We start from the raw sequence: 22,910 nt of genomic DNA on the forward strand, positions 1-22,910 counted from the left end.
TTTAAATGGAACCAAGCGTGGAAAGTGCTGCCAAAGTGGCGCTATCTCCCCCACCAAGCCCCTGCATGCTGGCACGAGGCGGCATGGGTGCGGGGTGTGAAGAAGGCGTTGCACACGGTCTGGAGAAAGGTGTTTGCGGCACATACGCAGCCGGTGCAGGCCGCGCCACGGCCACAACAGGTTGAACCGCCGCCCGCATAAGCAAAGATGACGGCAAAAATGCCTCCACCATATTACGCGCAACAGGTTGGGCTTTGTCCGGCACAGCAACACGCTGCGAGATGCGTAAGCCACCGCGCACGACCTGCTTTGAAACACTTTGAAAGCCACGCCCATGCACCAGAACGTTCTCTAAACTACCTGTGCTTTCAAGGTTTTTTGTATCACGCAGTACTCCCTGCCTCTGCACCAGCGCGGGGCGGGCAGATATAGGCGTGGCAACCGAGGCACCTTTCTTTTCGGCAGCCAGTATGCGAAGCACAGACCTTCTGCCCCTTGATGCACGTGCGGGTGGCATAGAAAACGGTCTGCGCGCCAGAAGCTCCACCGTATCTTTGGGTTTGTGCTGGCGGGCCTTTCTGTGTTGCGTATCCTGCAAAGCATCTTCCGCCGCAACCGATGACGTACCAGCCTCCAACATAACACGCCGGGATACAGAAGGATTATTTTGTAAAACACCTTTCTGCCTGTCAGGCATACCCCTAACAGACCCCACGGCCAGCATATGCCGCACGCTACCACCAGTTCTGGCTGCAAACACAGGCAGCGCACCCCCCGGCAGAGCGTGCACAACGGGCAACACAGGCTCCTGCGCCCTCATACCCAAAGGCATCCCCCCCGCCCCCATGCTGTATTGGCGCAGAAGCTGCAATAATGCCAAAAGCCCTTTGTTTCTGGTCTTTTTTGTGTGTTTCTGGCTTTGCAAAAAGCGTTCCAGCACACGGTGCAGGCGTTCCAGTAAAGGCAGCTTTGCGCGCGCCTTGCTTTGGGGCGATGCGTTTACAATTTGGGCCATGTTTAGGGGCTTTCCTGCGCGGGCGTGTGCGCCATGTTCCAGTTGCGCACAGAAAGTATTTCTACAAGCGTGTAAAAATCTTCGCTGTCATAAATCGTTTTCAGGTCATGCAAACTTGCAAGGCCGGATGCCACAACTGCCGCCATGGCGGGCGAGATGTTTACACAGTTTACAACGGGGCCTGTGCGGCCTCGTCCCCCAGCAAAGCCGCCACCATGGGGAAAAGCTGGTGCGCGGCGGCCCGCAAAAAACCCACATGCAGCCTAAAGGCCTCGGCCCGTACCATGCCTAGTGTTTCAGGTTCTGCAAAATCGGCGGAAATAACAGCACGTGTCACTTCTGGCCGGTGTGGGTCTGGCCGCATTTTTACGCACTGCATCAGCCGCGCCAAAGCGGTATCCAGATCGGCTTCTTCCATAAAGCCAAAAATTTCCAGCCCAAAGGCGGCAAGCCCGGCAAGGCCTGCCTCTGCCATATCCGCCCCCACGCGCGCACCACCGCGTATGGCGGCCTGCAACACATGGCGCGCCCAGCTATCTGCAGCAAAGGCATCCATGCGTGTCAGCACAAATACCTTGCCCTGATCTTCTCCCGGTAGGGAGTGCGTGTATTCCACGGTTTTCATGCCTGCTCTTTCCTGTTGTTTTTAAAAACACACCTGTTTTACAGGGCAGCAGGCAACACGCGTTCCCACAGAATTTCAAAACTGCGGGCCTCCAGCACACGGCCTGCGCTGGGCATTACGGCTACAGCCTGCAACAGCCCACGCACCATGGTGTATTTACGCCCGATAGAGGGAAGCTGAATTTCCGCCCCCAGCCGATACAACCCGCGCTGTGCATCTTGGGCGGCGGCAATGGCCTCAAACACCAGCCCACTTTCACTGCTGGCAGCAAGGGAGATTATCTGCCGCACGGGTGTGGGTATCCAGCCTGCGTTCAGGTAGCCATCAATGCTCATGGCCGTTTCTGCTAGATCTCGTGCGGTGGTTTCAAAAGCCCGGTCGGCGGCGTAGTTTTCAAGCGTAATGGGCGTATTGTACAGCCCCGGCACCGTAATGGTAAAAACCGAGTTGGCGGCTGTAATATCGTAATCAGACATGCTTACTGCACCTCTACCGTAGCCAGAGAGATAGACTGGACAGACTGCCCATCCATATAAAAGAACCGTGCCTGCACCGGCCCGCGTTTAGCCCGTGTGGCGGCAGATGCGGTGGAAGCACCGGGCAGCAGGTACCACCCGCGTGTGGCCAGCGTATCTGCAATGCTGCGCCCGGCCTGTGCATTCACCACCTGCGCCTGCGCGGCAGAAAGCGTGACGTTGGGCTGGATAGCGCCAAAAGCCACGGCGGTATCAATAGTGTTCTGCACAGCGGTGGCCAGCAGCGTATCACCCTGCACGGCATAGGGAATTTGCCCCACGGCAGAAAACAGCGTGAGCAGATCGGACTGGAAGGAGGATGTCATCCAGATCTGGTTCAGATAACTGTCTGCCCATGCAAACGCGCCGGAGACTGCGCCGTTGTTGAGAAAACTGAATGTGGAATCACCACTTTTGTAGGAACCGTAAAAGCTGTAGCCATTTTGCAGCAAGGCCTGCGCCTGTGTGGCCGTAATATCCGCCGGGGTAACGCCGCCATTGTTGCGGAACATCAACGTAGTGCGCCCGGCATTGCGCTGCGGGTTTATGCTGGCCGCCCAGCCCAAACACAGGGCCGCAGCCAGTGTGCCGTTGCCATCCGTATTGCACAGGCTCGTCAGCCCCGGCGTGGCCTGCGCTGCAACGGTGCTGCCAAAACAGTCAGACTCTGCCTGCAAAATACTGGCATCACTATCCTGCACAATGCCCCAGTAGCGGTTGGGGTTTGTGGGCATCCATGCGGCAATGGCGGTTTTGGCCGTGGCATCTGGCTCCTGCGCAAAGGCAAAGGCGCACCAGTCTGCACTGGCGGCGGCAGCGTTTGTAAGGGCTGTGGTGTAATCCGTATCTGCCGGGGTGGCGGGCAGTTGGTAAAAATGCAGTGTTTGCGGCAGATCCTGCGCATTGGTGTAGCCCGCAAAGTAAACGCTGGCCATACTGGCCTCAATACTTTCCGCGCCGCATGTGGCTTCCACTTCTGCCGCAGTTGTAAAGGTGGAAAGGCCGGAAGAAAGCGCTGTGTTTGTAGAAAATACAAGCCCGTTCAGCAGGTTTGTGGTGCCCCCCGCCGCCAGCACACCGGGCGTGACAGACACAAGGGAAGAAACAGGAAGGATCATGCAGGTTTCACTCGCATTTCAAAGCCTGTCTGCGGCCACGCTGTGCACTGTGGCAGCGGTGGCTGTGGCGGCTGGCAGGGTGATGGAAAAAGTAAGCTGGCTATGCAGGGTAAGCTGCCAGTGGGGTTCGTATTGCTGTTGCGCGTTAACGTAGGGCAGACATTCGGCGTTATCTGCATACAAGGGGGCCAGGCGCGGCATGCCGTGTTGCTGTGCTGCACGGTTTGCAAAAAACGTGGTGCTCCATGCATCGCGCCATAGGGTTAAAAGCGTTTGCGCGGCATCTGCTGCACCTGTGCCAAAAAGGCTTATCTGGGTGGCAAGTTGCTCCTGCCGCAACAGGGTGCAGCTTTGTGGCCCATAGCGTGTGCTGCCCGTGCCAATAGGCTGGCGAGAAAGCGGTGTGATAAGCACCAACATCCCCCGTGGCGGTGGCGTGCGGTTTTGCCGACTTTGCAAAACGGTTGTGCCTACGGGCAGCACTTCCAGCATAAAGGCACGAAGGGCAGAAAATATTTGCGCCTCATCCGGCTGTTGCACGTTCTGGGTGCTCATGCCGCCACCTGTTGGGTGACAAGCACGCGGCACCATTGCCCGCCCCATGCCTCGGGTTGGGCCGATACCAGCCAGTGGGCGTTGTCAAACACAAACATATCGCCCCCAAACTGATGCGTACGGTCCACCCCGCAAATGGTGCCGGGCATATAGATTTCTCGCTGAATTATGCTCTGGTTTTGTCCATCGGTTTGCACCAGTTCAGCCGTGGGCACGGGCTGCACCCTGATTGTTACGGCAATATCCATAAAGCACGGCGTGGTGCTGCCATCTGGCGCGGTCTCGTATCCTGTGTTCACGCGCAATATGGCGGGCACAGATGGCAATAAAGCCGCCGTGGCCCCCAGCGCCATGTTGAACAGCGCATTCATGGCCAAGAAACCACTCTTTGTGGCCAGCCCGGCACATAGCGCCCCATGCGCAAAAAGGCAGATGCCGCCCAAAAGGTTGCGCCATAAGGTGTTTGCACCCACCACGCCTGCGTGGGGGAAACCGCGCCCATATCGGCCTGCACCTGCACGCTGCCCATGCGCGCGGTGGTAATGCGCCCCACAAGCGCGGCAGTGCCATCCCCCACACCTGTGGCATATGCCCCGCTATTGATGCCAAGCTGAAGCAGATGCGCTGTAATGAGCATGAGCAATTCTGCCCGCTTGGCCGGGTTGCGCACGGGGGATGTGCCAGCGTTGTTCAAGAACAGCCCCGCACGGGCAAAACACGCGCTGGCGGCATCTGCCCCCGCACTGGCTACAAGGTTGGGGTAGCGCGCCTTAAAGGCTGCGGCATCAAACGCAACGGCCCCATCTTCCGCCATGTTGCAGGCAGAAGGTAAGGCAGCCGCTTGCATTGGCTGATTTTCCGGCATGGAAAACATCCTTTTACATGCTGCAAGATAACGGAAGTTCTGGCCTTAAGCAGGCGTAATGCCGGGGGCTGGCGCTGCGGGGTTAAGTGGTTCCATACCCGTGCGCAGGCTGGCTTGTTCCTTGGCCTGGCCTGCGGCTTTTTCTGGCGTGGTCTGGGCAAAAATCAGCCCGGCTTCCAGCGGGGGAAAGCCTGCATATTTTTGCGCCCATGCCTGCCAGAAATCTGCCGGCACGGGGGTAAGCCCATACCCGCCTGCCTTGGCCGTGCGTGCGCCTGCCAGTTCGTGCTTCTGGCCTGCCAGTTCCAGCACAAGCCCGTTGGGCAGTTTGCACCCAACGGTAACTGTTGATGATGTTGCCATGTGTTTTTCCGTTTTTATGCAGGAGTGTGCGTTACGCGGGCTGTGTGTTTTACAGGCCGGTCATGGTGGCAATGCCTGCGGGCATGTAAATAATGGCCCCCCATGTGCCTTGGGAGAGCTTCTGCTTCCATGCCGAGGCCTCGGTTACCACCGCGTGGGCACGCAGTTTTTCTGTAAACGCGGCTTCGGCAGTTTTTTGCACATCCACATGGTCGGCCATGATCTGCATGGTCTGCACACCGTTGGCGGCGGCATCTCCATATTCCACAGCCTGCACAAAACGCAGGTTGGGGTAGGTTTCTCGCAGCATCGTCAGGGCGGAAAGGCCAAAACTGTTGCGGCGTGTCAGCAACCCCATGCGGGTTGGGGCAAGGCCCAGCACCATTGGCGTATCCGTATCCACCAGCCCGGCGGTTTGTTTGCGTAGCTGGTTGATAAGGGCAATCACGTCATCCTGCCGTTCTTCCGGGGTGGCGTTTTCCCACGCCGTGCCGCCTGCGGTTTTGGTGGCGGGCGTAATGGCGGCGGGCAGGCGCGGGTCATTCAGATACCCATAAAGTTTCAGCCCACTGATGCCAAAAAAGTATGTTTGGTTCTGAAACTTGTTCAACTTAAGGGCTGCGGCCTCTCGCAGGCTGGCAGCCCATTGCAGGCGTGCCTGCCCGGCCAGCGCCAGTTCCTGCTCACCCCACGCCACAAACACCTGATAATGGTAGGACTGGCGTTCGGGAAAACTGGGGTTGAGGCTGACCGTGCCATTCTGGTTCCAATCCCCGTAGGAGGACACCTGCCCGGCCGTTTCCAACATGGGGAAGACAGCGGTTTTGGAAACCCAATCCCCCTTGCGCACCTCTCCCAGCAGTTCGGCCGCGCGCATGGGGGCAAAGGCCACCTTGATAAGCCCCGTATCCACCCAGGCAGACATAAAGGCCGGAATACCCGCATTGGCAGTGGTGGAAAGCGCGGGCTGGGCATCCAGCGCCATGCTGTCTGATACCAGATGTTCGGCGCCAATCAGGCCGCGCGCATCGGGCACCACAAAGCCAAGGCGGTTGAGTTCCGCCAGTTCTGAATGAGAAGTCAGCATTATGCGTGCATCCATGTAGAAATCCGAACCAGCTCACCCGCAGCACCGGCGGAAGCTACAAAAAACCCTGTGGCCACCGCACCTGTTACGGAACTGCCTGTAGCGGCGGTTTTGATAGTGCCATCACTCAAACTGGCAAAAACCGCCTGCCCCGGTGTAGCCTGCGTGGTGGGCTGCACCCAAAAATCTCCCGCCGTAAACAGCGTTACGGGAAAGCCCTGCGGAATAACCATGCTTTCCGATGCCGTAAAATCCGTGATCTGGGCTGTCAGATCCCGATGCACAAAGCCATCGGGCGCTGTGGTGCTGCCGCTGGGCGGTGCGTTGGCCACGCTTACGCCATCGGCCTGCACCCAGCCAAAGGCGGCCACCGTGCAACCACCCGCAGCCGCCACCAATGCGCCCTCACCCGCCGGAAAGGTGGCCGTGGGGTTGAGGGATGCAAAATCACCCGGCACAGCAGGCGCTGGCTGGATATTAACCTGATTTTGAAAAGACATTTACCTGCCTTGTATCATGCAAAAAGGAAAAAGAGCTTCAGCCGCGCACGCCAATGCGTTCCAGCCCAAAGCGCTGCCGAAAGCCCTGTGTGGCGGCGGCATCCTGCCCCATTACGGGGGCACCACCACCCGCACGCGGCTGCATGCGCGCAAAGCTTTCAAACAGCGGTTTCAGCCCCTGTTCGGGCACGCCGGTGACATCAATACCCGCTTCCTTTAAGGCAAAGCCGTAAATGGCGGAGGCGCTGTCCATGGCCACATCGCCCACAAAGGGGCGCACGGCAGCGCGGGCTGTGTGCAGGTCCGCCATCTGGCGCACGGCGCGTTCTTCCGCCTGCTGCACGGCCTGGGCAATGGCGGCATCCATGGCCGCAACGGTAATGGGCGTTTGATCAGGCATGGCCTGAAAGCTCCTGTTGTTAAAAGGCATGTTGGGGTTTGGTGCGGCATCGCCAATAATGGCGGAAGGCACGCGGGGCTGGGCCACAAGGGCCAGATGGTTAAAGGCAATATCCGCCATTATCAGCGTATAGGGCGTGCCCATATAGGTGCCCGCCTGACTGATGGCCGTGTAACGATACCCGGCAGAAACCGCACGTTGTGTGCCGTTCTCTATGGCCGCAATGGCTGAGGCATCCCATATCGTCAGGCTGCCTGTCAGGTTGGGTGAGGTAAAGCGCACATCGCTGCCCACCGCGCCCACGGTTATGCTGGCTGGGTGATCCTGCGCGCTTACGGGGGTATGCTGCATAAGCACCGGTTTGCCGCGCAGGCTGGGGGCAGCCTGCATAAGCGCATCTGGCGGGCGAAAAACGCTGTAAAGGGCATCATCTTTCAGGCCCAGCGCGGCGGCACCCGGAATTTCGCGCCCATAATAGGGGCTAACGGTTGCGGCAGAGAGAATGCAGTGCGCAATGTGCAAATGCCCATCTGCATCCACCCGGCGCACGCTGGCCCTGTCTAGCGCCAAAGGCTGCGTATCGGGCGCAACAGCGGCGTGCGGGCTGGCGCGGGCCTGCCCGGTATTGCGTGTGTTCATGATGGCTTACTCTGTTTTTTGGCGTCTATTTCTGCCTGTTCGGCCTCATCCATCTGCCAGAGCGGGCGGAAGGTGAACGTAATGTCCGTATCCACTGCGCCCCATAGGTTCAGCATCACCATATGCAGAATGTGCGTAAGGTTGGGGCGCAGGAAGGATTCCTGATAAGCGCTGATCCGATCATAAAAAACCCGGATCTCTCCATCAGCCGAGGCATTCAGCCCGGAAGGGGAAATACCGGCAAACTTTACCAGCGGCTGTTGCGCCACGGTGCATATCTGCTCCAGCGCCTGTGCCTGCAAACTGTCCAGCCCGGAAAGGGGCGCGGCCAGAAGTTCCAGCTTTTCGCGCTCCTTATCCAGCACAAACGTGCCCCGGTTGGAGCGAAAGCGGTTAAACGCCTCCACCCGCGCCAAAAGCCCTTCGGGGTCCTGCGCATAGGCAGCCATATCGGTGGACAGCGCGACAATGGAAAACGCATTCAGCAAATCCGAAACACTTTGCCGCGTGCGCAGCCAGTTTTCCACGTAGGGGCGCGCCATTTGCGTAAGGGAAACACCGCCGAAGTTATAAGCGGGTTTAAGAATATCCGGCACCTCCCGCGCGCAAAACCGCAACAGGCGCGAGGCATGTAATAGCGTGCCCTGCACCCACCAGCTTTGCGGTTTGTAAAAGGCCGGATGCAGCGGGTTTGCGGTTTCATACGTGGCGGGGGTTGTCCATACCGGCTCCACCGGCACCAAGGCGCGCAAACTGCCTTGGCGGAAGGTTTCTGGCCGCAACAGCAAGGGGGATGCCAAACCACCCGCCACGGGGGAAAGCCCGGTATCTACATACAGCAGGCCCATGCCGTAATGGCCGTCCATTTCCGCCATGCGGCGCAGCACATCGCGCACATTCAGGCGGGTGAATTCGGCCTCCAACTGGTTAATGCGGTCTGCCTTGCCCGCCCCCTGCCCGGAGCGGGAGGTGAACACCAGCCATTGCCGCGTGGCCTCGGTTGCAATGGTGTCCACCATGTGCCGGTATTCCGCCCGCTGGGCCATTTCCGCCAGCCGTGCATAACCGGGAAACACCACCCCATCCGCCACGGCATTGCGCAGCCAGTCCAGCAAACCGGGGGCATTTTGTGCGGCGGCACTATCCATGGCCAACGGGGCGGTGCTGCCATTGGCCCGCACCCCGCGCGGGGGCCTATACGGCGCAAACACATCTGCCCGCGCCACGGCTGCCGGGGCCACCTTGGCCACATCTGCCGCAAAGGCCCCTTGGGGCAGCACCGGCTCCTTACGCGGCAGGGCCACAGGGGCACGCCGCCCGCGCAAACGCTGCCACCACCCCAGCCGAGCGCGGGAAGAAAAAGACAAACCAGACATACCCTGCCCTTAAGTTAAAAATTGGAAAAACTGGTTTACACAAAACACACAAACCCATATGCACCCGCACGGCATGCACACCCCTCCGCCGCCAAAAACCTATGGTAAGCGCGGAAAAAACTTGTCTGCCCCCGCTGCGGGCGGGTAAATGGGCGGCATTGAAATGCAACCTGATTGCGGTGCTGTAAGCCGTGGCGCGGAACGGATGATCTGCAATCACCCAACAAGCCCAAGGAACTTGCCGAGCATGACTGCCCTGCCCACTGTCCCCACGCCCGATACCCAAAACGCAGCCCTGCCCATTTGCGTGGCGGCCCTTTACCGCTTTACCCCATTTGCAAACCCGGCTGATCTGCGCGGGCCGTTGCAGGATGTGTGCACCGCCAACGGGGTAAAGGGCATTCTGCTTTTGGCATCCGAGGGCATTAACGGCACCATTGCGGGCACAGATGCCGGTATTGCGGCCGTGCTGGCGCATATCCGCACCCTGCCCGGCTGCGCGGATATTGAGGTCAAGTTCTCCCGCGCGCCAGAAATGCCCTTCCTGCGCATGAAGGTGCGGCTGAAAAAGGAAATTGTGACAATGGGTGTGGAGGGCACAGACCCCAACCACATTGTGGGCACCTACGTACCCCCCACAGAATGGAACGAACTGTTAAAAGACCCCGACACCATTCTGATAGACACGCGCAATGATTACGAAGTGGCCGTGGGCACGTTTGAGGGCGCGATAGACCCGCAGATTAAAACCTTTCGGGAATTTCCTGCATGGTTCCGCCAGCACCGTGAGGAACTTCTGGCAAAGGGCCGCAAGCCGCGTGTGGCCATGTTCTGCACCGGTGGCATTCGGTGTGAAAAATCCACCGCCTTTGCCAAGGCCGAAGGGCTGGATGAAGTGTACCATCTGCAAGGGGGTATCCTGAAGTATCTGGAAACCGTGCCAGAGGCAGAAAGCCTGTGGCGGGGTGAATGTTTTGTGTTCGACCAGCGTGTAACGGTAGGCCACGGCCTTAAACCCGGTGAGCTGGAACTGTGCCACGCCTGCCGCACGCCCATTACGGCGGAAGACAAAGCCAGCCCCAAGTTTGAAACCGGCGTATCCTGCCCGCACTGCTACGGCCAGTGGGATGAAGCCCGCCGCGCCCGCCATGCAGAGCGTGAACGCCAGGCCCGTTTGGCCGAACAGCGTGGCGAGGCCCATTTGGGCGCCAACATGGCGGAAGAACGCGCCCGCAAACGCCAGCAGCGTGAGGAAGAAAAGCGCCGCCAGCAGGCCTTGCGCCAGCAGCACGCACACTAAATACGGGCCAAAAAATCCGCCCCAAAGCGCGGCAGGGGGTGTGCCTCTGCCAGCGCGGCAAAGGCACCGGCTGCGGCATCTACTTGGTCATCATGCGTGGCGGCGGGGAATGCTGCCAGTTCCTCCATAAACGCATGCACCCACGGGGCGCGTAGCAGCAGCACGTTGCCAGCATTTACCTGCGCGGCAAATGGGGCGGCGCGGGTAGCTTTATCTCCTGTTTCACGCACACAGCGCACCTTGTAACCGGCCAGCCTGCCGGTAAGGTACCGCGCCTGCGCCACACCTGCTTGCCCCGGGTCTTGCGGCAGCACAATTTCCACCCCCACACCATCACGCGCGGCGGTGGCCAGCAGGGTGGCTTCTACCTGTGCCGGGTCTCCGCGCAGGCGGGTGATGTCCGCCACCAAAAAGCGCCCATCTGGCAGATGGTGCATTTTTACGCCCACCGTCCAGTCCGGGTTGTTGCTGCCGCTCTGGCGGGTGGCGGCCAAATCCCACCGCCGCACGGCGGGGCCGGATGCTGCGGGCAGTGCCTCCTGCACCCCCAGCATGTGTGTGTGGAACAGATTGCCAGAAAGCGGCACCGGGTTTTGCTGGTAAAGTGCAGCCCATTCCCGCTCCCCCACTGCTTGGCGAATACGCGCAAGTTCCGCTGTATCAAACGCCTGCGGCCACAGCGCCTGCCCCGGTCTGCGGCCCAGTGCATCGTGCTCGGTGGCTAGGGCGGGCAGATCCAGCACATGCCATGCCTCGCCCGTTTTGTTCTGCATATCATCCAGCAGGCGGCCTGCCAGATCATCCGGGCTCCAGCGTGTCATCACCAGCACAATGGCACCGCCGGGCATCAGGCGAGTGCGCAACACGGCGCGGTACCAGTCCAGCACAGCGGCACGGCGGGCGGGGCTTTCGGCCTCCTGCCTGTCCTTTACGGGGTCATCTATAATGGCCAAATGTGCGCCACGGCCCGTTAGCCCGCCGCCCACACCCATGCCGGTGTACCCCCCGCCCTGTGCGGTGTGCCATACATCGCGCGCGCTGCTATCTGCCGCCAACCGAGTGCCGGAAAACAACGCCCCATAGCGAGAGGATGCCACAATATTACGCACATCGCGCCCAAAATCCTGCGCCAGCGTGGCCCCGTAAGAGGCCCCGATAATCTGCCGCTTGGGGTGCCGCCCCAGATACCAGGCGGGAAAGCGGCGAGATGTCAGTTCCGATTTTCCGTGCCGGGGCGGCATAAACACCATCAGCCGCGTTATGCGCCCGGCCTCCACCTGCTCCAGCGTGCGGGCCAGCAGGGCATGATGCGCGCCTGCTTTGTAATCTGGCAGCGTATAACGGGCAAAATCCAGAACATGCTGGCGTGCGGCCTGCCTGCGTGCCAGTTCTGCCCGCGCCACCCGGCCCGCCTGCATGGTGCGTGCACATTCGGGCCGAGCGTGGGGCATGAAAGGGTTTTTCCAAATAACAGCTACAAAAATCAGGCCTGCGGGTGCACGCTGTTTTCCTGCGCAAGGGCGGCCAGTTCCTCATCCGTAAAGGCATCTGCGCTGCGGCGAGGCAGGGCATCTGTGGCAAGGCCCGAAAGTTTGGGGTGCATGTAGGGTGCGGCCACCTTGGCGGCATCAAACTGGCGGTCTGTTATGCTTTCATCCCCCTGCATGATGCGGGTGAAGATATCCAGCGGGGTTACGGGTTTTGTGCTGCGCCTTTTGCGGCGCGCCATCGGGGCCAAAGCTGATGGCCCTGATGCGCCCTGCGCGGGTGCTGTTGTCTTGCGGGGCATGGCCACGTATCCAACCCTGTTGAACAAAGGAAGATCCAGACCGCACGCCCCTGCCTTGGGCTACAAACGGGCGGTCTGTTTCGTGCTGATGGTGGTGGTGTTCCCGCGCAAGGGCGGCCACCATGCGCTGGCATGTGGGCGGGTTAAGCTGGCCCACACAGGCCAGCCCCGCCACCCTGCCACGCCATACCGGGCGGCAGCGCAGCACGGCCTGCGCGGGGCACCCCAACAGCAGGGCTTGCGCCCAACCTATGCAAATATCTGCCCGGTGATGGTCTCGCGGTGTGCATAGCAGCGGGCACATCACCACACCCGTGGGCACAGCCTGCGCCACAACCCACCACCGGCCACTGCCACGCAAAACCGCGCCACAGGCCAGCTCTGCCCTGCGCCCTGCTGTAGGCATGGGAATGTCCTTGGTTTTTACAATTTTTGGGATGATAAGCCGGAATTAGGGCTGACCACGCAGCCCGTCAAAACAAAGCAAACCGGTATGTGAACAGACAGTTAAGAACTGTTCCCAATCAGGACTGGCAAATATATCGAACACTGTTATAGTGCGCCGCGCGTGACAGAAAATCTTGGCAGATTGGGTGATGGGGAGGTCATGGACAAAGCTTGTGCATGGTGTGACCGTATCTACCACACCAACACCTACGCGCCGTATTGCAGCGCCCGGTGCCAGAAAAAAGCAGAAAAAGCCCTGCGTGCTGTCTCGGTTGAGCCCATTTCCCATACATCGGATGCAACCCGCGCCATACGTTTTGGGCTGGTAAGCCTTGTGGGCATTGCGGCGGCAGGCTTTGCCATGCTGCTGCTGGCTGGCCCCGTGCCGCTGGAACCTCCGCCCAGTGGGCGCATGCCGCCGGGCGTTACCTACGCGCTTAACACCGCGCCCCCGGCACCGGGCACACAGCTTATGCCACCCGCCATGGCCATGCCCCCTGCCCCCGCGCAGGATATGACGGCGTATCATGAAGGGCAGAACGCCCGCCATAACTGGAACCGCTGGATTGCCGGGCTGAGTGGTGAGCGCAAGCGCGGCGCATTGTTCTGGATGCAGGGTGCCGTGCACCAGCGTAATGATTCGTGCGATGGCACGGCTGGTTTTGCCATGGGCTGCTTTCAGGCCCGCAGGCACCTTTCCCCCACATTGGCCAAGTGGAACGATGCCCCGGATTTCTGGCTGGGCTGGAACACGCCCTAACGGGCCAGAACATCATCCAAAAACGTGGCATGCTGTTGCACAAAGCCGGGCCTTAAATGCTTGTCATCTGCATATTTGGGCGTGGCTGGTGGGGTAATAACCGCACAGGCCGGGCCGGTGCCGCAGATATCGGGCCACGCATCCAGCACCTTTGCCCCCGCTTGTGCGGCAAGGGCGCGCACAAAAGCCGTATCCGCCGCTGTATCATTGCGGAGCTGCCGGGTGGGAATACCCTGCTCCAGCAAGGCGGTGTTTACGCCAATATGCGTTAGGCTACGGGCCACCAGTTTATCGGGGCTGAAGCGTGCATCTGCCGGGGTAGGCAGCACCAGCCACACGGGCCGCGCCCCATTGCCCGAAAGGCTGCGCATATCCTGCGCAAAAGCTGCCTGTTTTTGTGCCTGTGTGCCCGGTGTGTGTAACAGCACACGCGGCCAGAACGCCCCCACCACCACGGCCTGAACATTCTGCTGCTGTATAATCCGCTGCTGCACGTTTTGCATATTGCGGCAATACGCAAAGGATTTTTCATAAACCTCGCCCACAAAGGGGCTGCAACTGGGGCCTGCCACAAATATAACCGTGTGCCTAAGCCGCCCCTGCTGCAACAGCGCCTCTACCCTCGGCCCCCACTGAAAAAGCAGGCTGTCCCCCGTAAACAATACAGGGTGGCCCGCATGGCCTATGGAGGCGATTGTCAGTCCGTTTTCGTGCGTGATGTGCATATGCGCTGTGGGGGCAAAAATGCCATCGCGCACCGCCAGATTGATGGCGGATAAATCCGTGTCCGCAGGGGTGTGCGCAAACCGTGCGGGCCAACCGGCATTGTGCCACGTAAGCAGCCCCGCCGTGCATATGGCCACCAAGCCGCCCACAAGGGCCGCCGTTTTGCCTTGCCGAAAACGCCCGCCACGTAACGGGTTTTCCACACATTTGGTGGTCAGCCACGCCAGCGCCAATGCCGCGCTCATAAGCGCAAACCCCGCACTGTTGTGAATAACCCCAGCCCCACGCACAATATGAAACCACGAAACCAGCGGCCAGTGCCACAGATACAGCGGGTAACTGATAAGCCCCACCGCCCGCATGGGCCGCACAGCCAGCACGTGCCGGTTTACCCACGCGCCAACGCCCGCCCAAATAAGCAATGCCGTACCCCCGGCAGGCAACAGCGCAAATGGTGCGGGAAAACCCACACCCGGCCGCAGCACCACAAACCCGGACAGCACACAGGCCAGCCCCAAAACACCCGCGCCATTCCGCGCCCGGCTTGTGCGTAGTAAAGTGCCACACCGCGCCAACATGCGGCCCATGCCAGCAGGTGCATGCTGCGCCGGGGTTGCACCCTCCGGCCCACGCTCCGCTACGCCATGCAGGGCAAGGCCCGCGCCCAGCATGAACTCCCAGCCTCGGCTAAAGGGAGAATAAAACCCGGCACCCGGCCACCACGCGCTGCACGCCACGCTATATACAAAGCATGCCGCCCCCGTGGCCCCCACCAGCACACCTGCGCGCACCCGTGCGGCAAAGCCCAGCGCCAGCACCAACGGCCAGACCAGATAGAACTGCTCCTCCACCCCCAATGACCATAAATGCAACAGCGGTTTGAGCACCGCTGCGCGGTCAAAATAGCCTTGGGCGTGCCACATCAGCAGGTTGGCAACAGATGCCGCACCCGCTGCGGCATCCAGCCCCACTGCGGCAAGCTCGGTGGGCAATAGGGTAAACCACCCGGCCAGCAGAGTGGCGGCCAGCACCACCAGCAGCGCGGGGGCCAGCCTGCGCACCCGGCGCGCAAAAAACGAGGCCACAGAAAACCGCCCCGCCCCAAAATGCGCCACCAGATGCCCACTAATTAAAAAGCCGGAGATTACAAAAAACGCATCCACCCCGCCAAAGCCACCGGGCAACGCAGCGGGGAAGACATGGTACACCACCACCCCCACCACAGCCAGCGCGCGCAGGCCATCTATATCTGCCCGCCACCCGGCATTGTTGGGCGGGGCCACAAGCTGGGCCGCGCTGCCGGGCCAGAACCACGCCGCCACACGGGCAAGGCGCTGGCTTATGCGGGCCAGCACAACAGGCACCGCGCCGGAGGGCTGCACAGATGTGCGCGCCATACCCCGCGCCGCCGCCTGCATAACAGGCCGCAAAAAGCCAAACCCAATCATCCCGCCCCTTTACGCCGCCAGCCCATATGCCAATGCCCCTTATATATACTGCAACACCACCCTACACGCAGGTTTTACCCCGCGCCCTGCCTTGGCCCCTGCTGGCCCCCACACCCCGCGCAATATCAGCCCGCCACGGACCCCACGTGCAGGCATGGGAGCCATGCCAAAAGCCCGGCCCCGCCGCATTGCAGGAAACGCATGGATATGCCAAATCCATGCCCTGCGTGCATCCCTGTTATTACGGCGCACGCCGCGCCTTACCGCCACCCCGCAGGCCAGCTTAGGGGCTGCGTTTGGTTACGGTGGGCACACATCCGCCATGCTTGAGCGGAGGTGGACAGCCCCCCACCCCTGCTTATGTATATTCTGTAACAAAGGGGCACCATCTGCCCGTTTTTTCTTTTAATTCAGCAGATCCTGATACCCACATGCCAGCAAATGACCTACGCCTTCTGATCATTCAGCCCACGCATTATAAAGCCCCTACGGACCGAACGCTGTTCAAAACCAAGCGCCGACAGATGGTGCCGCTTGCCCTGCCGTACCTTGCCGCCCTGACCCCGCCAGAGTGGAAGGTCACGCTGCTGGATGAACAGCTTGAAGATATAGATTTTGATGCGCCGGTGGATGTTGTGGCCCTTACGGCCTGGACCCTCCATTCCTACCGCGCTTACGATATTGCCAAGGAATTTCGTAAACGCGGCGTAAAGGTGATTATGGGTGGCCCCCATGTGTATTTTAACGCCGAAGAAGCCGCCGAGCACGTAGATGCCGTGGGCGTGGGTGAGGCCGAACCCATCTGGAAGGAAATGCTGGAAGATGCCGCCGCCAACCGGCTGAAAAGCATTTACCGCGCCACACCGCTTAAGGAACTGAACGGCCTGCCCGCCCCAAGGTATGACCTGCTGGACCTTAAAAAGTTTGGCCCCTTCCGCACTTTTGCGGTGCAGTCCTCCCGCGGGTGCCCGTTTGTGTGCGATTTCTGCTCCGAACGGTTCTACCTTGGTGGCCGCTACCGCTGGCGCCCGGTGGACGAAATGGTGAACGAGCTCAAGCTCATCAAGAACCGTGGCAGCCACTTCTTTTTTGGTGAAAGCAACTTTGGCGGCAAGAAAAGCCGCGCCATGGAACTGATGGAAGGGCTGGTGCCGCTGGGTATTCGCTGGTCTACCCTGTGGTCTTCCAATTTGTGTCTGGATAAGGAATTTCTCGATCTGGCGCGCAAATCCGGCGTGATGCACGTGAATATCGGTATTGAAAGTATTGATAAGGATATTCTGGACGGCATGCGCAAAGGCTGGAACAAAGCCAGCCGCTACCACGAAATGTTTGAAAACCTGCGCCAGCGCGATATCAGCTACTCGCTCAACTTCATCTTCGGTTTTGATGATGAAGACCACGATATCTACCGCGCCACCATCTCCTTTCTGGAAGAACACAAGGTGCCTGCGGCGTATTTCAACATCCTTACGCCCACCAAGGGCACGGCGCTGTTTAACCGTATGGAAAAGGCAGGCCGTATTATCAACGCGCCAGAAATTGACCGCTGGCCCGGCCAAATCTGCCAGATCTGGCCCAAAAACTGCTCCCCCAAGGAAATGGAAGCCCGCATTCAGTGGATGTATAAAAAGTTCTACTCCATGCGCTCCATCTTCAAGCGGCTGCCGTTTCCGCCGCGCACCCGGTCTGACATGTCCTCGTGGATTTTGGATCTTACAGAACGCCGCATGGCTTTTTCTTCCACCGGCAATAACGACTTCGATATTTACTAACACCACAGCCAAGCCCTTTCCCCTCCCCCAGCGGTGGGGGAAAGAGCCTTGCTGACCATAATAAAAATGCATTTCAGATATACTTAAATTACATAGATTGTAACGGAACCCCATAACAGATTGTTAATCGCGTTAAAGAAATATTTACAGACCGCCCCGCATTGGAAAAAAATCCTCAGATTGTTGTTATAATTTTCAGTTTTCCAATTTTTAGCTTGTCCGTGTCTTTTGTAAAAACGCACTTTTCATGACAACGACGCATAAAATTTGTACAAATTTAAATAAATAAGAATATTACTTACTATGTTTATTTAAATTATTTTTATTTTTACTTAAGTTAGTTTTACATATACACAACATAGTAAAATGATAAACTAAGCTTCGGCGTGGTTTATTTGCTTTTATAGCTTGGCAAATTTTTTATGGCTGGTACAGTATGTCGCAATCAAGGCCTGATGAATGCAGTTGCAACATACATTAGGCATGTATGCCTTATTTCTCAGGTTTTGAAAAAAAGTTCTGGATGCGCCTTGTCCCGTCAGGATCAAGGAACATTTTATGTTGTAGCACAGATACGGAAGTTGTTTTCCGTGGTGTAAGTCAGAAGGAAGAAATGACAGCGCTTCCCCGCCATGCGGTTGTGCATGACATTCACGACAAATCCGATCAGACCCTTCCCGATGGTGCCTCCGCACGCCATCCAGATACCTCTGTGCCGGGCGTTCTCCATAATACCAACATCCATACCCAAAGCGGGCCGCAGCCTGTTCAAAGCCTTACCCCCGGCCACGTGCTGGTAACGTATGATCCGGAAATGGCAGAAATGCCTGCCCCCATCACCAAGGTTATGGCCCAGCATGTGTGCGTGCTGCCCGGCCTGCCAGAAGATGAGGCCGGATACCCCATACGCGTGCTGCAAGATGCCATTGCAGATGGGCTGCCCACGCAGGATGTGCTGCTGACACCAGACCAGTGCCTGTTTTTTGAAAACAAGTTTGTGCCCGCAGCCCTGCTGGTGAACCGGCTTTCCATTTTTTACGACCACACGTTTGAGCGTTACATCGCTTACCCGCTGGAAACAGATGGCCCCGCCATTATTGTGGCCGAAGGCCTGCTGGTAGCCAGCGCGCTGCCCCCCTGCCCCAACAACACCCACTGGCACACCCGCACAGATGCCCCCGTGGTAACAGAGCGCGAAGTTGTGGGCGCGCTATACCACCGCCTTTTGGCCCGCGCCAAAAGCCGCGGCCTGAGCCACAACCTGTTTGAACCGCCCGAAATAACGCATGAGCATGACCTCAGCCTGATTACGGATACCGGCAAGCTGATCCGCAAAATGCGTGAACAAAACAATCTGGCCATGTTCATGCTGCCGCCCAACGTGCATGAGGTGCATCTTTCCTCCCGCGCAAGCAGGCCGGTAGATGTTATTGCCCCCTATGTGCAGGATAAACGCCGCCTGGGCGTGCGCGTGGGGGAAATTACCCTTCAGGAAAACAGAAAGCCCCGCCAGATTTCTTCACATATGGAGAAAGACCTTACCGGCTGGCATGAACATGATGGCGAACCCGGCCGCTGGACAGATGGCCACGCCCACCTGCCCATGACATCAGAGCGCAGCAAAAACAAAATGGGGCTGCTGTCTATCCAGATTCTGGATACCATTCCGTACATGAAGCATGATTTCCACGGCCCTCGTAAAAACCACAAGTAATTTAAACTCTTTTTTAAAGTAAGCGTTCAGGAACATACCCCGCATATTCAACAGGGATATGTTCCTGAACGCGTAATTTTATGATTTACGAGGCATCTTTTTCAATAACCTCGAAATCATGCTGATACTTACGTTATGTTCCTCAGCAATTTCACGCAGGGTGTGGCCCTTGGCGCGCGCCTGTGCCACGGCTTCAAACTGTTGTGATGTTAATTTGGTAGGCCGCCCCATGCGGCACCCGGCAGACATGGCCCTGTGCCTGCCTGTAGACATGCGTTGGCGTATAAAGCGTTTTTCAAGTTCTTCCAGCCCGCCCAGCATTTCCAGCATAAGCGTGCCACGCCCGGCAGAGGTGTTAATCCACGGTTCCTTTACAGAAACAAGCGTGCAGCCCTTGTTTTGAACCTGCAAGATAATATCACGCAAATGCCGCCAACTGCTTACAATGCAATCCATCTGCACCACGGCAATACGTATGCCGGGTTTTTGCCGTGCTACAAATTGTAAGAAAAATGTACCATCTTTTGAAAAAGTTCCATAAAATATAACATTGCATCCTGTTTCTTCTAAAATCCTTTTTTGCTCATCCCGGCTTACAAATGGGCAATCTGCACTTACATACCCTATCATCATAACCATACCCCGCGTGCAGATAATATTTTGGTGTGAAATTTGATAAAATTTCCTTGTTTTTCAAAAAAGTTCCAAACTTTTTCGGCGGCCTTATAACACCGCTTTCATCATATAGAAACAATCCTCCCCCAAAACAGTTCATTTTCGATTGTGTATTAATTTTAATTTTGTAACTGTTGTTTATATTTAAACAGTTTTTTCATAAAATTACTATTTATGAAAAGAAATATTCATACCGATCCATCAGCGTTTTCCCATACTATACATACAAGAATCAGAAATATTCTTTATTTCTAGTACAGCATTTAGGAATACGCCGATGTCCTCCAGTCTTTATGGTTATGGCAACACTGTCACCAAAAGCGGAAGCTATACACTTTTCCCAGCAGGTTGGGTTTTAGGTCTTGTATCTCTCGGCGGAGCAGACGCTACTTTTGAAGGGAGCAACGTTACAGCTACGCTTAATTTTGCACCCACCCTTATTGGCGCCATTAACCCCTACACCGTTACGGCAGAAGATGGCGCAAACGTTACTGTTGATGTGGGCTCTACCGTGCTTGGCCTGCTTACGGGTTCTACCTTTACAGCAGATGGCGGCACCATTTCCCTTACCGGCGCCAATATTATTACCGCCCTTACCGGCACAACATATAATATAGAAAATGGCGGCACCCTTAATCTGGGCGTTGTGCAGCAATCCGAAATTTCTGCGCTTAGCGGTGCAGGTATTACATTTGGCAGCGGTGGCGGCACGCTGGTGGTCACACCCGCAAGCGGCGTAGAAATTCTAACATTCACCAATATTGATGGTTTTAGCAACGCAGGGGCCACTATCGAAGTTCCCGGTGCTGGCTACGTTACAAACGCCACATATAATGGCACGGACACAACCATTACCACCAACACCGGCATTACCGTTGTTGTGAATGGAGATTACACCCCCGCCACCCAAACGCTTTATCAGGCCACCAGCGGGGGCAACCTTTACCTTAGCGCCACGGCACAAAACAGCACCGGCACAACGGGCGTGCTGGTTTGCTTTTTGCCCGGCAGCATGATCCGCACCCCCACAGGTGATGTAGCGGTAGAAAACCTTGTTGCAGGGCAGGAAGTTCTTACATTTGCAGCAGATGGCCAGCCCGTTGCACGCCGTATTACATGGGCAGGCAAGGCCCATGCCCGCACCAACCCGGCTGCGGCGGATGATGTTGCAGGCTACCCCGTGCGCGTGCGCGCCAACGCCATTGCAGATGGCGTGCCCGCAGCAGATTTGCTGATTACGCCAGAACATTGCCTGTATTTGCAAAACAGTTTTGTGCCTGCACGCATGCTGGTAAACGGCACATCCATTGTGTACGATACAAGCTTTGCCGGGTATGATTACTACCATATAGAAACCGAAGGCCACGCCGTTATTATGGCCAACGGCATGCTCACAGAAAGCTATCTGGATACAGGCAACCGTGGCAGCTTTACGCAGGCAGGCCCCGTGGCCCGCATTGGTGGCGCAGTAAAAAGCTGGGCGCAGGATGCCGCCGCCAAGCTGCAAACCAGCCGCACATTTGTAGAACCCCTGTTCCGCACTTTGGCAGAACGTGGCAGCACACTTTATGCGCACACAGATGCACACAGCGCAGAAACATCCGCACAGCCCAACCTGCATTTGGTGACCGCGCAGGGCCATAGCGTGCACCCGCTGCGGCATGAAAACGGCATTTACACCTTTATGCTGCCCGCACAGGCCGCAGAAGGTGTGTATCTGGCATCTCGCACGTTCCGCCCGTGTGATGCAGAAGGCCCGTTTGTAGATGACCGGCGCACACTGGGTGTGGCTGTGGGGCGCATTGGCGTTACATTTGCTGGCACGCACCAGCCCGTAACCGCGCATCTTTCCACCGAAGATCTGCAAGGCTGGCACGCGCCAGAACTTTCTGGCCACGCACGCTGGACAAACGGCCACGCCAAGCTGCCACTGCCCACCACGTTGCAGGGGCTTTGCCTGCTGCATGTGCAGGTTTTGGCAACAGGCGCATACACCGTGCCCGCAGATACGGCACAGGTGCAGGCTGCTCTGGCGTAAAAAATCGCACAGCACAGCATACGCTTTGCAAAAAAGGAGCCGGTGCGGGTGCATCGGCTCCTTTTTTCTTGTGCGCGCATCTTTGGCTTACGCCTGCAAAACTTCCTTTTCTGCACGTGCTGTTTTGCGCTTTCCGGCCTTTTTGGCCTGCTCTGCACGGCGGAACGTGGCCTCCAGCGCGGCAAGCTGCTCCAGCACCAAGGCACATTGCGCCGCAATCTTGCGTTGTGCAGAACTGCTGGAAATATTGGGGAACAACGCCTCCCCCATTGCGCGGAAGGAAAGATCATCCACCAGCATCATGCGCAAACGCTGGTGCGCACACAGGCCCAGCGCATCGCGCACCGCCGTAATGCGCGCCATGGCCTTGGCCCGCACCATCTGCCAGGATACCGCATCATGCCGCACAGTCTGCCCCTGCGGGGTTGGGGTGGTGTGTTCCAGATAATCAAAATAGCCAAACACATAGTTGCGGCACCATCGCTCTGCGGCATCGGCGGCTTCCTGCGTAATATCCCCTGCCTGTAACAAGCCCTGCACTGTGCGGCGCGGCTTGTTGAGCGCGGCCTGCGCCATAAGGCCAGCGGGGGCGGATGTTGTGTGCTGGGCTGTGGCCTGTGTTTTCATGTGTGTTCCGTGTTTTTAAGGGTGTTTGCAAAATGTGCGTGGGTTAGGGCGTGCGCGGGTGCAGCCCCAGCAGGGCCTTGCAACCGTGGGCATCACGCCAGATGGTGTTGGCAAAAGGCAGCAGCACAGCCCGCAATTCCGCCGGGGCTGGCCAGCGCGCGCCCACCGGGTAGCCATTGCGTGCAGGCTGCCGCGCCCATGCCAGACGCGCCTGCGGGCACCACGCCCCGGCAGGAATATCGGCGCATACTTCGTAAATGGCGCGGCACTGCGCTGCGGCATCGGCCGCCCCCGGTGGGTTGGAAACAAGCTGCCCCAGCTTTTTCAGCCACGCCGCCACAATAGGCTGGCTTACGGGCTGCATGGCCAGTTGCACACGCTGCCAGCACGCCTGCACTTGGGCCTCCATATTGGGTGGTACGTCTTGCGCGGTTAACGCCACACCTTCACGCTTGGCGGCAAATAGCGCCTGTATATCTGGTGGCGCGGGCATGTAGCCTCCGCCGTGGGGCGGGTGCGTTATGGCCCCCGCACCCTGCGCTTGCATGGGGTA

26 protein-coding genes are annotated in these 22,910 nt (G+C 58.2%); 6 read left to right on the top strand and 20 right to left on the bottom strand.

What is annotated here, in order from left to right:
- Position 1: 1 nt before the first annotated feature.
- The 13 genes from FCN51_RS16670 to FCN51_RS16730 are packed head-to-tail and all read right to left on the bottom strand — an operon-like array spanning position 2 to position 9,058.
- Positions 2-1,015, bottom strand: a complete 1,014-nt coding sequence (locus FCN51_RS16670) for a hypothetical protein (RefSeq protein ID WP_236661338.1) — start codon at positions 1,013-1,015, stop codon at positions 2-4.
- A gap of 2 nt (positions 1,016-1,017) precedes the next feature.
- The gene (locus FCN51_RS16675; RefSeq protein ID WP_201762597.1) at positions 1,018-1,161 is read right to left on the bottom strand and encodes a hypothetical protein; all 144 of its coding nucleotides are present in this window, start codon (positions 1,159-1,161) and stop codon (positions 1,018-1,020) included.
- A gap of 23 nt (positions 1,162-1,184) precedes the next feature.
- A complete protein-coding gene (locus FCN51_RS16680; protein ID WP_160256391.1) occupies positions 1,185-1,640 on the bottom strand; it encodes a hypothetical protein in 456 nt (151 codons plus the stop codon).
- Positions 1,641-1,678: 38 nt separating this feature from the next.
- Positions 1,679-2,116, bottom strand: coding sequence for a phage tail fiber protein (locus FCN51_RS16685; RefSeq protein WP_160256392.1), 438 nt, complete (start codon positions 2,114-2,116; stop codon positions 1,679-1,681).
- 2 nt (positions 2,117-2,118) lie between these two features.
- A complete protein-coding gene (locus FCN51_RS16690; RefSeq protein WP_160256393.1) occupies positions 2,119-3,273 on the bottom strand; it encodes a DUF3383 family protein in 1,155 nt (384 codons plus the stop codon).
- 18 nt (positions 3,274-3,291) lie between these two features.
- Positions 3,292-3,828 (bottom strand): phage neck terminator protein, encoded by a 537-nt coding sequence (locus FCN51_RS16695; RefSeq protein ID WP_201762598.1) that lies wholly within the window; start codon positions 3,826-3,828, stop codon positions 3,292-3,294.
- Positions 3,825-4,205: a hypothetical protein gene (locus FCN51_RS16700; protein WP_160256395.1), complete on the bottom strand. Its 381-nt coding sequence runs from the start codon at positions 4,203-4,205 to the stop codon at positions 3,825-3,827. Before FCN51_RS16700 ends, FCN51_RS16695 begins: the two co-directional genes overlap by 4 nt.
- Positions 4,196-4,702 (bottom strand): DUF4054 domain-containing protein, encoded by a 507-nt coding sequence (locus FCN51_RS16705; protein WP_160256396.1) that lies wholly within the window; start codon positions 4,700-4,702, stop codon positions 4,196-4,198. The genes FCN51_RS16700 and FCN51_RS16705 overlap by 10 nt, the downstream gene beginning before the upstream one ends.
- Before the next feature lie 36 nt (positions 4,703-4,738).
- A complete protein-coding gene (locus FCN51_RS16710) occupies positions 4,739-5,056 on the bottom strand; it encodes a hypothetical protein (RefSeq protein WP_003628962.1) in 318 nt (105 codons plus the stop codon).
- 49 nt (positions 5,057-5,105) lie between these two features.
- On the bottom strand, positions 5,106-6,143 hold the full coding sequence (locus FCN51_RS16715) for a major capsid family protein (protein ID WP_003628961.1): 1,038 nt from the start codon (positions 6,141-6,143) through the stop codon (positions 5,106-5,108).
- Positions 6,143-6,643, bottom strand: a complete 501-nt coding sequence (locus FCN51_RS16720) for a structural cement protein Gp24 (RefSeq protein WP_160256397.1) — start codon at positions 6,641-6,643, stop codon at positions 6,143-6,145. The genes FCN51_RS16715 and FCN51_RS16720 overlap by 1 nt, the downstream gene beginning before the upstream one ends.
- A 37-nt stretch (positions 6,644-6,680) precedes the next feature.
- Positions 6,681-7,682 (bottom strand): DUF2213 domain-containing protein, encoded by a 1,002-nt coding sequence (locus tag FCN51_RS16725; RefSeq protein WP_160256398.1) that lies wholly within the window; start codon positions 7,680-7,682, stop codon positions 6,681-6,683.
- On the bottom strand, positions 7,679-9,058 hold the full coding sequence (locus tag FCN51_RS16730; protein ID WP_160256399.1) for a DUF1073 domain-containing protein: 1,380 nt from the start codon (positions 9,056-9,058) through the stop codon (positions 7,679-7,681). The genes FCN51_RS16725 and FCN51_RS16730 overlap by 4 nt, the downstream gene beginning before the upstream one ends.
- A gap of 247 nt (positions 9,059-9,305) precedes the next feature.
- Here FCN51_RS16730 and trhO point away from each other — a divergent pair, with 247 nt between their 5' ends.
- The gene (gene trhO, locus FCN51_RS16735) at positions 9,306-10,358 is read left to right on the top strand and encodes an oxygen-dependent tRNA uridine(34) hydroxylase TrhO (RefSeq protein ID WP_160256401.1); all 1,053 of its coding nucleotides are present in this window, start codon (positions 9,306-9,308) and stop codon (positions 10,356-10,358) included.
- Here the strand turns inward: trhO and terL are convergent.
- From terL to FCN51_RS16750, 3 genes are read right to left on the bottom strand one after another with little or no spacing between them, the layout of a single operon-like run.
- The gene (gene terL, locus FCN51_RS16740) at positions 10,355-11,809 is read right to left on the bottom strand and encodes a phage terminase large subunit (RefSeq protein ID WP_160256402.1); all 1,455 of its coding nucleotides are present in this window, start codon (positions 11,807-11,809) and stop codon (positions 10,355-10,357) included. The two genes, trhO and terL, sit on opposite strands and share 4 nt — an antisense overlap.
- A 32-nt stretch (positions 11,810-11,841) precedes the next feature.
- Positions 11,842-12,024, bottom strand: a complete 183-nt coding sequence (locus tag FCN51_RS16745) for a hypothetical protein (protein ID WP_160256403.1) — start codon at positions 12,022-12,024, stop codon at positions 11,842-11,844.
- Entirely contained in the window at positions 12,011-12,553 is a 543-nt protein-coding gene (locus FCN51_RS16750) for a hypothetical protein (protein ID WP_160256404.1), read from the bottom strand. The genes FCN51_RS16745 and FCN51_RS16750 overlap by 14 nt, the downstream gene beginning before the upstream one ends.
- A 162-nt stretch (positions 12,554-12,715) precedes the next feature.
- On the opposite strand from FCN51_RS16750, the gene FCN51_RS16755 reads away from it, so the two are divergent.
- Entirely contained in the window at positions 12,716-13,354 is a 639-nt protein-coding gene (locus tag FCN51_RS16755; RefSeq protein ID WP_003628954.1) for a hypothetical protein, read from the top strand.
- Here FCN51_RS16755 and FCN51_RS16760 read toward each other — a convergent pair.
- Positions 13,351-15,528, bottom strand: coding sequence for an acyltransferase family protein (locus tag FCN51_RS16760; RefSeq protein ID WP_160256405.1), 2,178 nt, complete (start codon positions 15,526-15,528; stop codon positions 13,351-13,353). The two genes, FCN51_RS16755 and FCN51_RS16760, sit on opposite strands and share 4 nt — an antisense overlap.
- Between FCN51_RS16760 and FCN51_RS16765 the strand changes: the two genes are divergently transcribed.
- From FCN51_RS16765 to FCN51_RS16775, 3 genes are all read left to right on the top strand, one after another.
- The gene (locus FCN51_RS16765; RefSeq protein WP_201762637.1) at positions 15,467-15,937 is read left to right on the top strand and encodes a hypothetical protein; all 471 of its coding nucleotides are present in this window, start codon (positions 15,467-15,469) and stop codon (positions 15,935-15,937) included. The two genes, FCN51_RS16760 and FCN51_RS16765, sit on opposite strands and share 62 nt — an antisense overlap.
- 22 nt (positions 15,938-15,959) lie before the next feature.
- Positions 15,960-17,303 (top strand): B12-binding domain-containing radical SAM protein, encoded by a 1,344-nt coding sequence (locus FCN51_RS16770; protein ID WP_003628950.1) that lies wholly within the window; start codon positions 15,960-15,962, stop codon positions 17,301-17,303.
- Between the two features lie 613 nt (positions 17,304-17,916).
- A complete protein-coding gene (locus FCN51_RS16775; RefSeq protein ID WP_236661347.1) occupies positions 17,917-19,017 on the top strand; it encodes a Hint domain-containing protein in 1,101 nt (366 codons plus the stop codon).
- A gap of 78 nt (positions 19,018-19,095) precedes the next feature.
- Here FCN51_RS16775 and FCN51_RS16780 read toward each other — a convergent pair whose 3' ends face one another.
- Entirely contained in the window at positions 19,096-19,650 is a 555-nt protein-coding gene (locus tag FCN51_RS16780) for a recombinase family protein (protein ID WP_231862438.1), read from the bottom strand.
- Positions 19,651-19,969: 319 nt separating this feature from the next.
- Between FCN51_RS16780 and FCN51_RS16785 the strand changes: the two genes are divergently transcribed.
- Positions 19,970-21,730, top strand: coding sequence for a Hint domain-containing protein (locus tag FCN51_RS16785; protein ID WP_160256406.1), 1,761 nt, complete (start codon positions 19,970-19,972; stop codon positions 21,728-21,730).
- A gap of 87 nt (positions 21,731-21,817) precedes the next feature.
- On the opposite strand, the gene FCN51_RS16790 is transcribed toward FCN51_RS16785, so the two are convergent.
- The gene (locus FCN51_RS16790) at positions 21,818-22,357 is read right to left on the bottom strand and encodes a hypothetical protein (RefSeq protein ID WP_160256407.1); all 540 of its coding nucleotides are present in this window, start codon (positions 22,355-22,357) and stop codon (positions 21,818-21,820) included.
- Between the two features lie 43 nt (positions 22,358-22,400).
- Positions 22,401-22,904 carry a hypothetical protein gene (locus FCN51_RS16795; protein ID WP_310258549.1) on the bottom strand — a complete coding sequence of 168 codons (504 nt, stop codon included), beginning with the start codon at positions 22,902-22,904 and terminating at the stop codon, positions 22,401-22,403.
- Positions 22,905-22,910: the final 6 nt, after the last annotated feature.

The organism is Acetobacter pasteurianus, assembly GCF_009914215.2.
In the GTDB taxonomy this organism is placed as follows: Bacteria; Pseudomonadota; Alphaproteobacteria; order Acetobacterales; family Acetobacteraceae; genus Acetobacter; species Acetobacter pasteurianus.

Excerpts from the sequence above, each read along its gene's own strand:
- FCN51_RS16670 (WP_236661338.1), bottom strand. The coding sequence starts at position 1,015 with ATGGCCCAAATTGTAAACGCATCGCCCCAAAGCAAGGCGCGCGCAAAG.
- FCN51_RS16675 (WP_201762597.1), bottom strand. The coding sequence starts at position 1,161 with ATGGCGGCAGTTGTGGCATCCGGCCTTGCAAGTTTGCATGACCTGAAA.
- FCN51_RS16680 (WP_160256391.1), bottom strand. The coding sequence starts at position 1,640 with ATGAAAACCGTGGAATACACGCACTCCCTACCGGGAGAAGATCAGGGC.
- FCN51_RS16685 (WP_160256392.1), bottom strand. The coding sequence starts at position 2,116 with ATGTCTGATTACGATATTACAGCCGCCAACTCGGTTTTTACCATTACG.
- FCN51_RS16690 (WP_160256393.1), bottom strand. The coding sequence starts at position 3,273 with ATGATCCTTCCTGTTTCTTCCCTTGTGTCTGTCACGCCCGGTGTGCTG.
- FCN51_RS16695 (WP_201762598.1), bottom strand. The coding sequence starts at position 3,828 with ATGAGCACCCAGAACGTGCAACAGCCGGATGAGGCGCAAATATTTTCT.
- FCN51_RS16705 (WP_160256396.1), bottom strand. The coding sequence starts at position 4,702 with ATGTTTTCCATGCCGGAAAATCAGCCAATGCAAGCGGCTGCCTTACCT.
- FCN51_RS16710 (WP_003628962.1), bottom strand. The coding sequence starts at position 5,056 with ATGGCAACATCATCAACAGTTACCGTTGGGTGCAAACTGCCCAACGGG.
- FCN51_RS16715 (WP_003628961.1), bottom strand. The coding sequence starts at position 6,143 with ATGCTGACTTCTCATTCAGAACTGGCGGAACTCAACCGCCTTGGCTTT.
- FCN51_RS16720 (WP_160256397.1), bottom strand. The coding sequence starts at position 6,643 with ATGTCTTTTCAAAATCAGGTTAATATCCAGCCAGCGCCTGCTGTGCCG.
- FCN51_RS16725 (WP_160256398.1), bottom strand. The coding sequence starts at position 7,682 with ATGAACACACGCAATACCGGGCAGGCCCGCGCCAGCCCGCACGCCGCT.
- FCN51_RS16730 (WP_160256399.1), bottom strand. The coding sequence starts at position 9,058 with ATGTCTGGTTTGTCTTTTTCTTCCCGCGCTCGGCTGGGGTGGTGGCAG.
- trhO (WP_160256401.1), top strand. The coding sequence starts at position 9,306 with ATGACTGCCCTGCCCACTGTCCCCACGCCCGATACCCAAAACGCAGCC.
- terL (WP_160256402.1), bottom strand. The coding sequence starts at position 11,809 with ATGCCCCACGCTCGGCCCGAATGTGCACGCACCATGCAGGCGGGCCGG.
- FCN51_RS16745 (WP_160256403.1), bottom strand. The coding sequence starts at position 12,024 with ATGCAGGGGGATGAAAGCATAACAGACCGCCAGTTTGATGCCGCCAAG.
- FCN51_RS16750 (WP_160256404.1), bottom strand. The coding sequence starts at position 12,553 with ATGCCTACAGCAGGGCGCAGGGCAGAGCTGGCCTGTGGCGCGGTTTTG.
- FCN51_RS16760 (WP_160256405.1), bottom strand. The coding sequence starts at position 15,528 with ATGATTGGGTTTGGCTTTTTGCGGCCTGTTATGCAGGCGGCGGCGCGG.
- FCN51_RS16770 (WP_003628950.1), top strand. The coding sequence starts at position 15,960 with ATGCCAGCAAATGACCTACGCCTTCTGATCATTCAGCCCACGCATTAT.
- FCN51_RS16775 (WP_236661347.1), top strand. The coding sequence starts at position 17,917 with ATGACAGCGCTTCCCCGCCATGCGGTTGTGCATGACATTCACGACAAA.
- FCN51_RS16780 (WP_231862438.1), bottom strand. The coding sequence starts at position 19,650 with ATGATGATAGGGTATGTAAGTGCAGATTGCCCATTTGTAAGCCGGGAT.
- FCN51_RS16785 (WP_160256406.1), top strand. The coding sequence starts at position 19,970 with ATGTCCTCCAGTCTTTATGGTTATGGCAACACTGTCACCAAAAGCGGA.
- FCN51_RS16790 (WP_160256407.1), bottom strand. The coding sequence starts at position 22,357 with ATGAAAACACAGGCCACAGCCCAGCACACAACATCCGCCCCCGCTGGC.
- FCN51_RS16795 (WP_310258549.1), bottom strand. The coding sequence starts at position 22,904 with ATGCAAGCGCAGGGTGCGGGGGCCATAACGCACCCGCCCCACGGCGGA.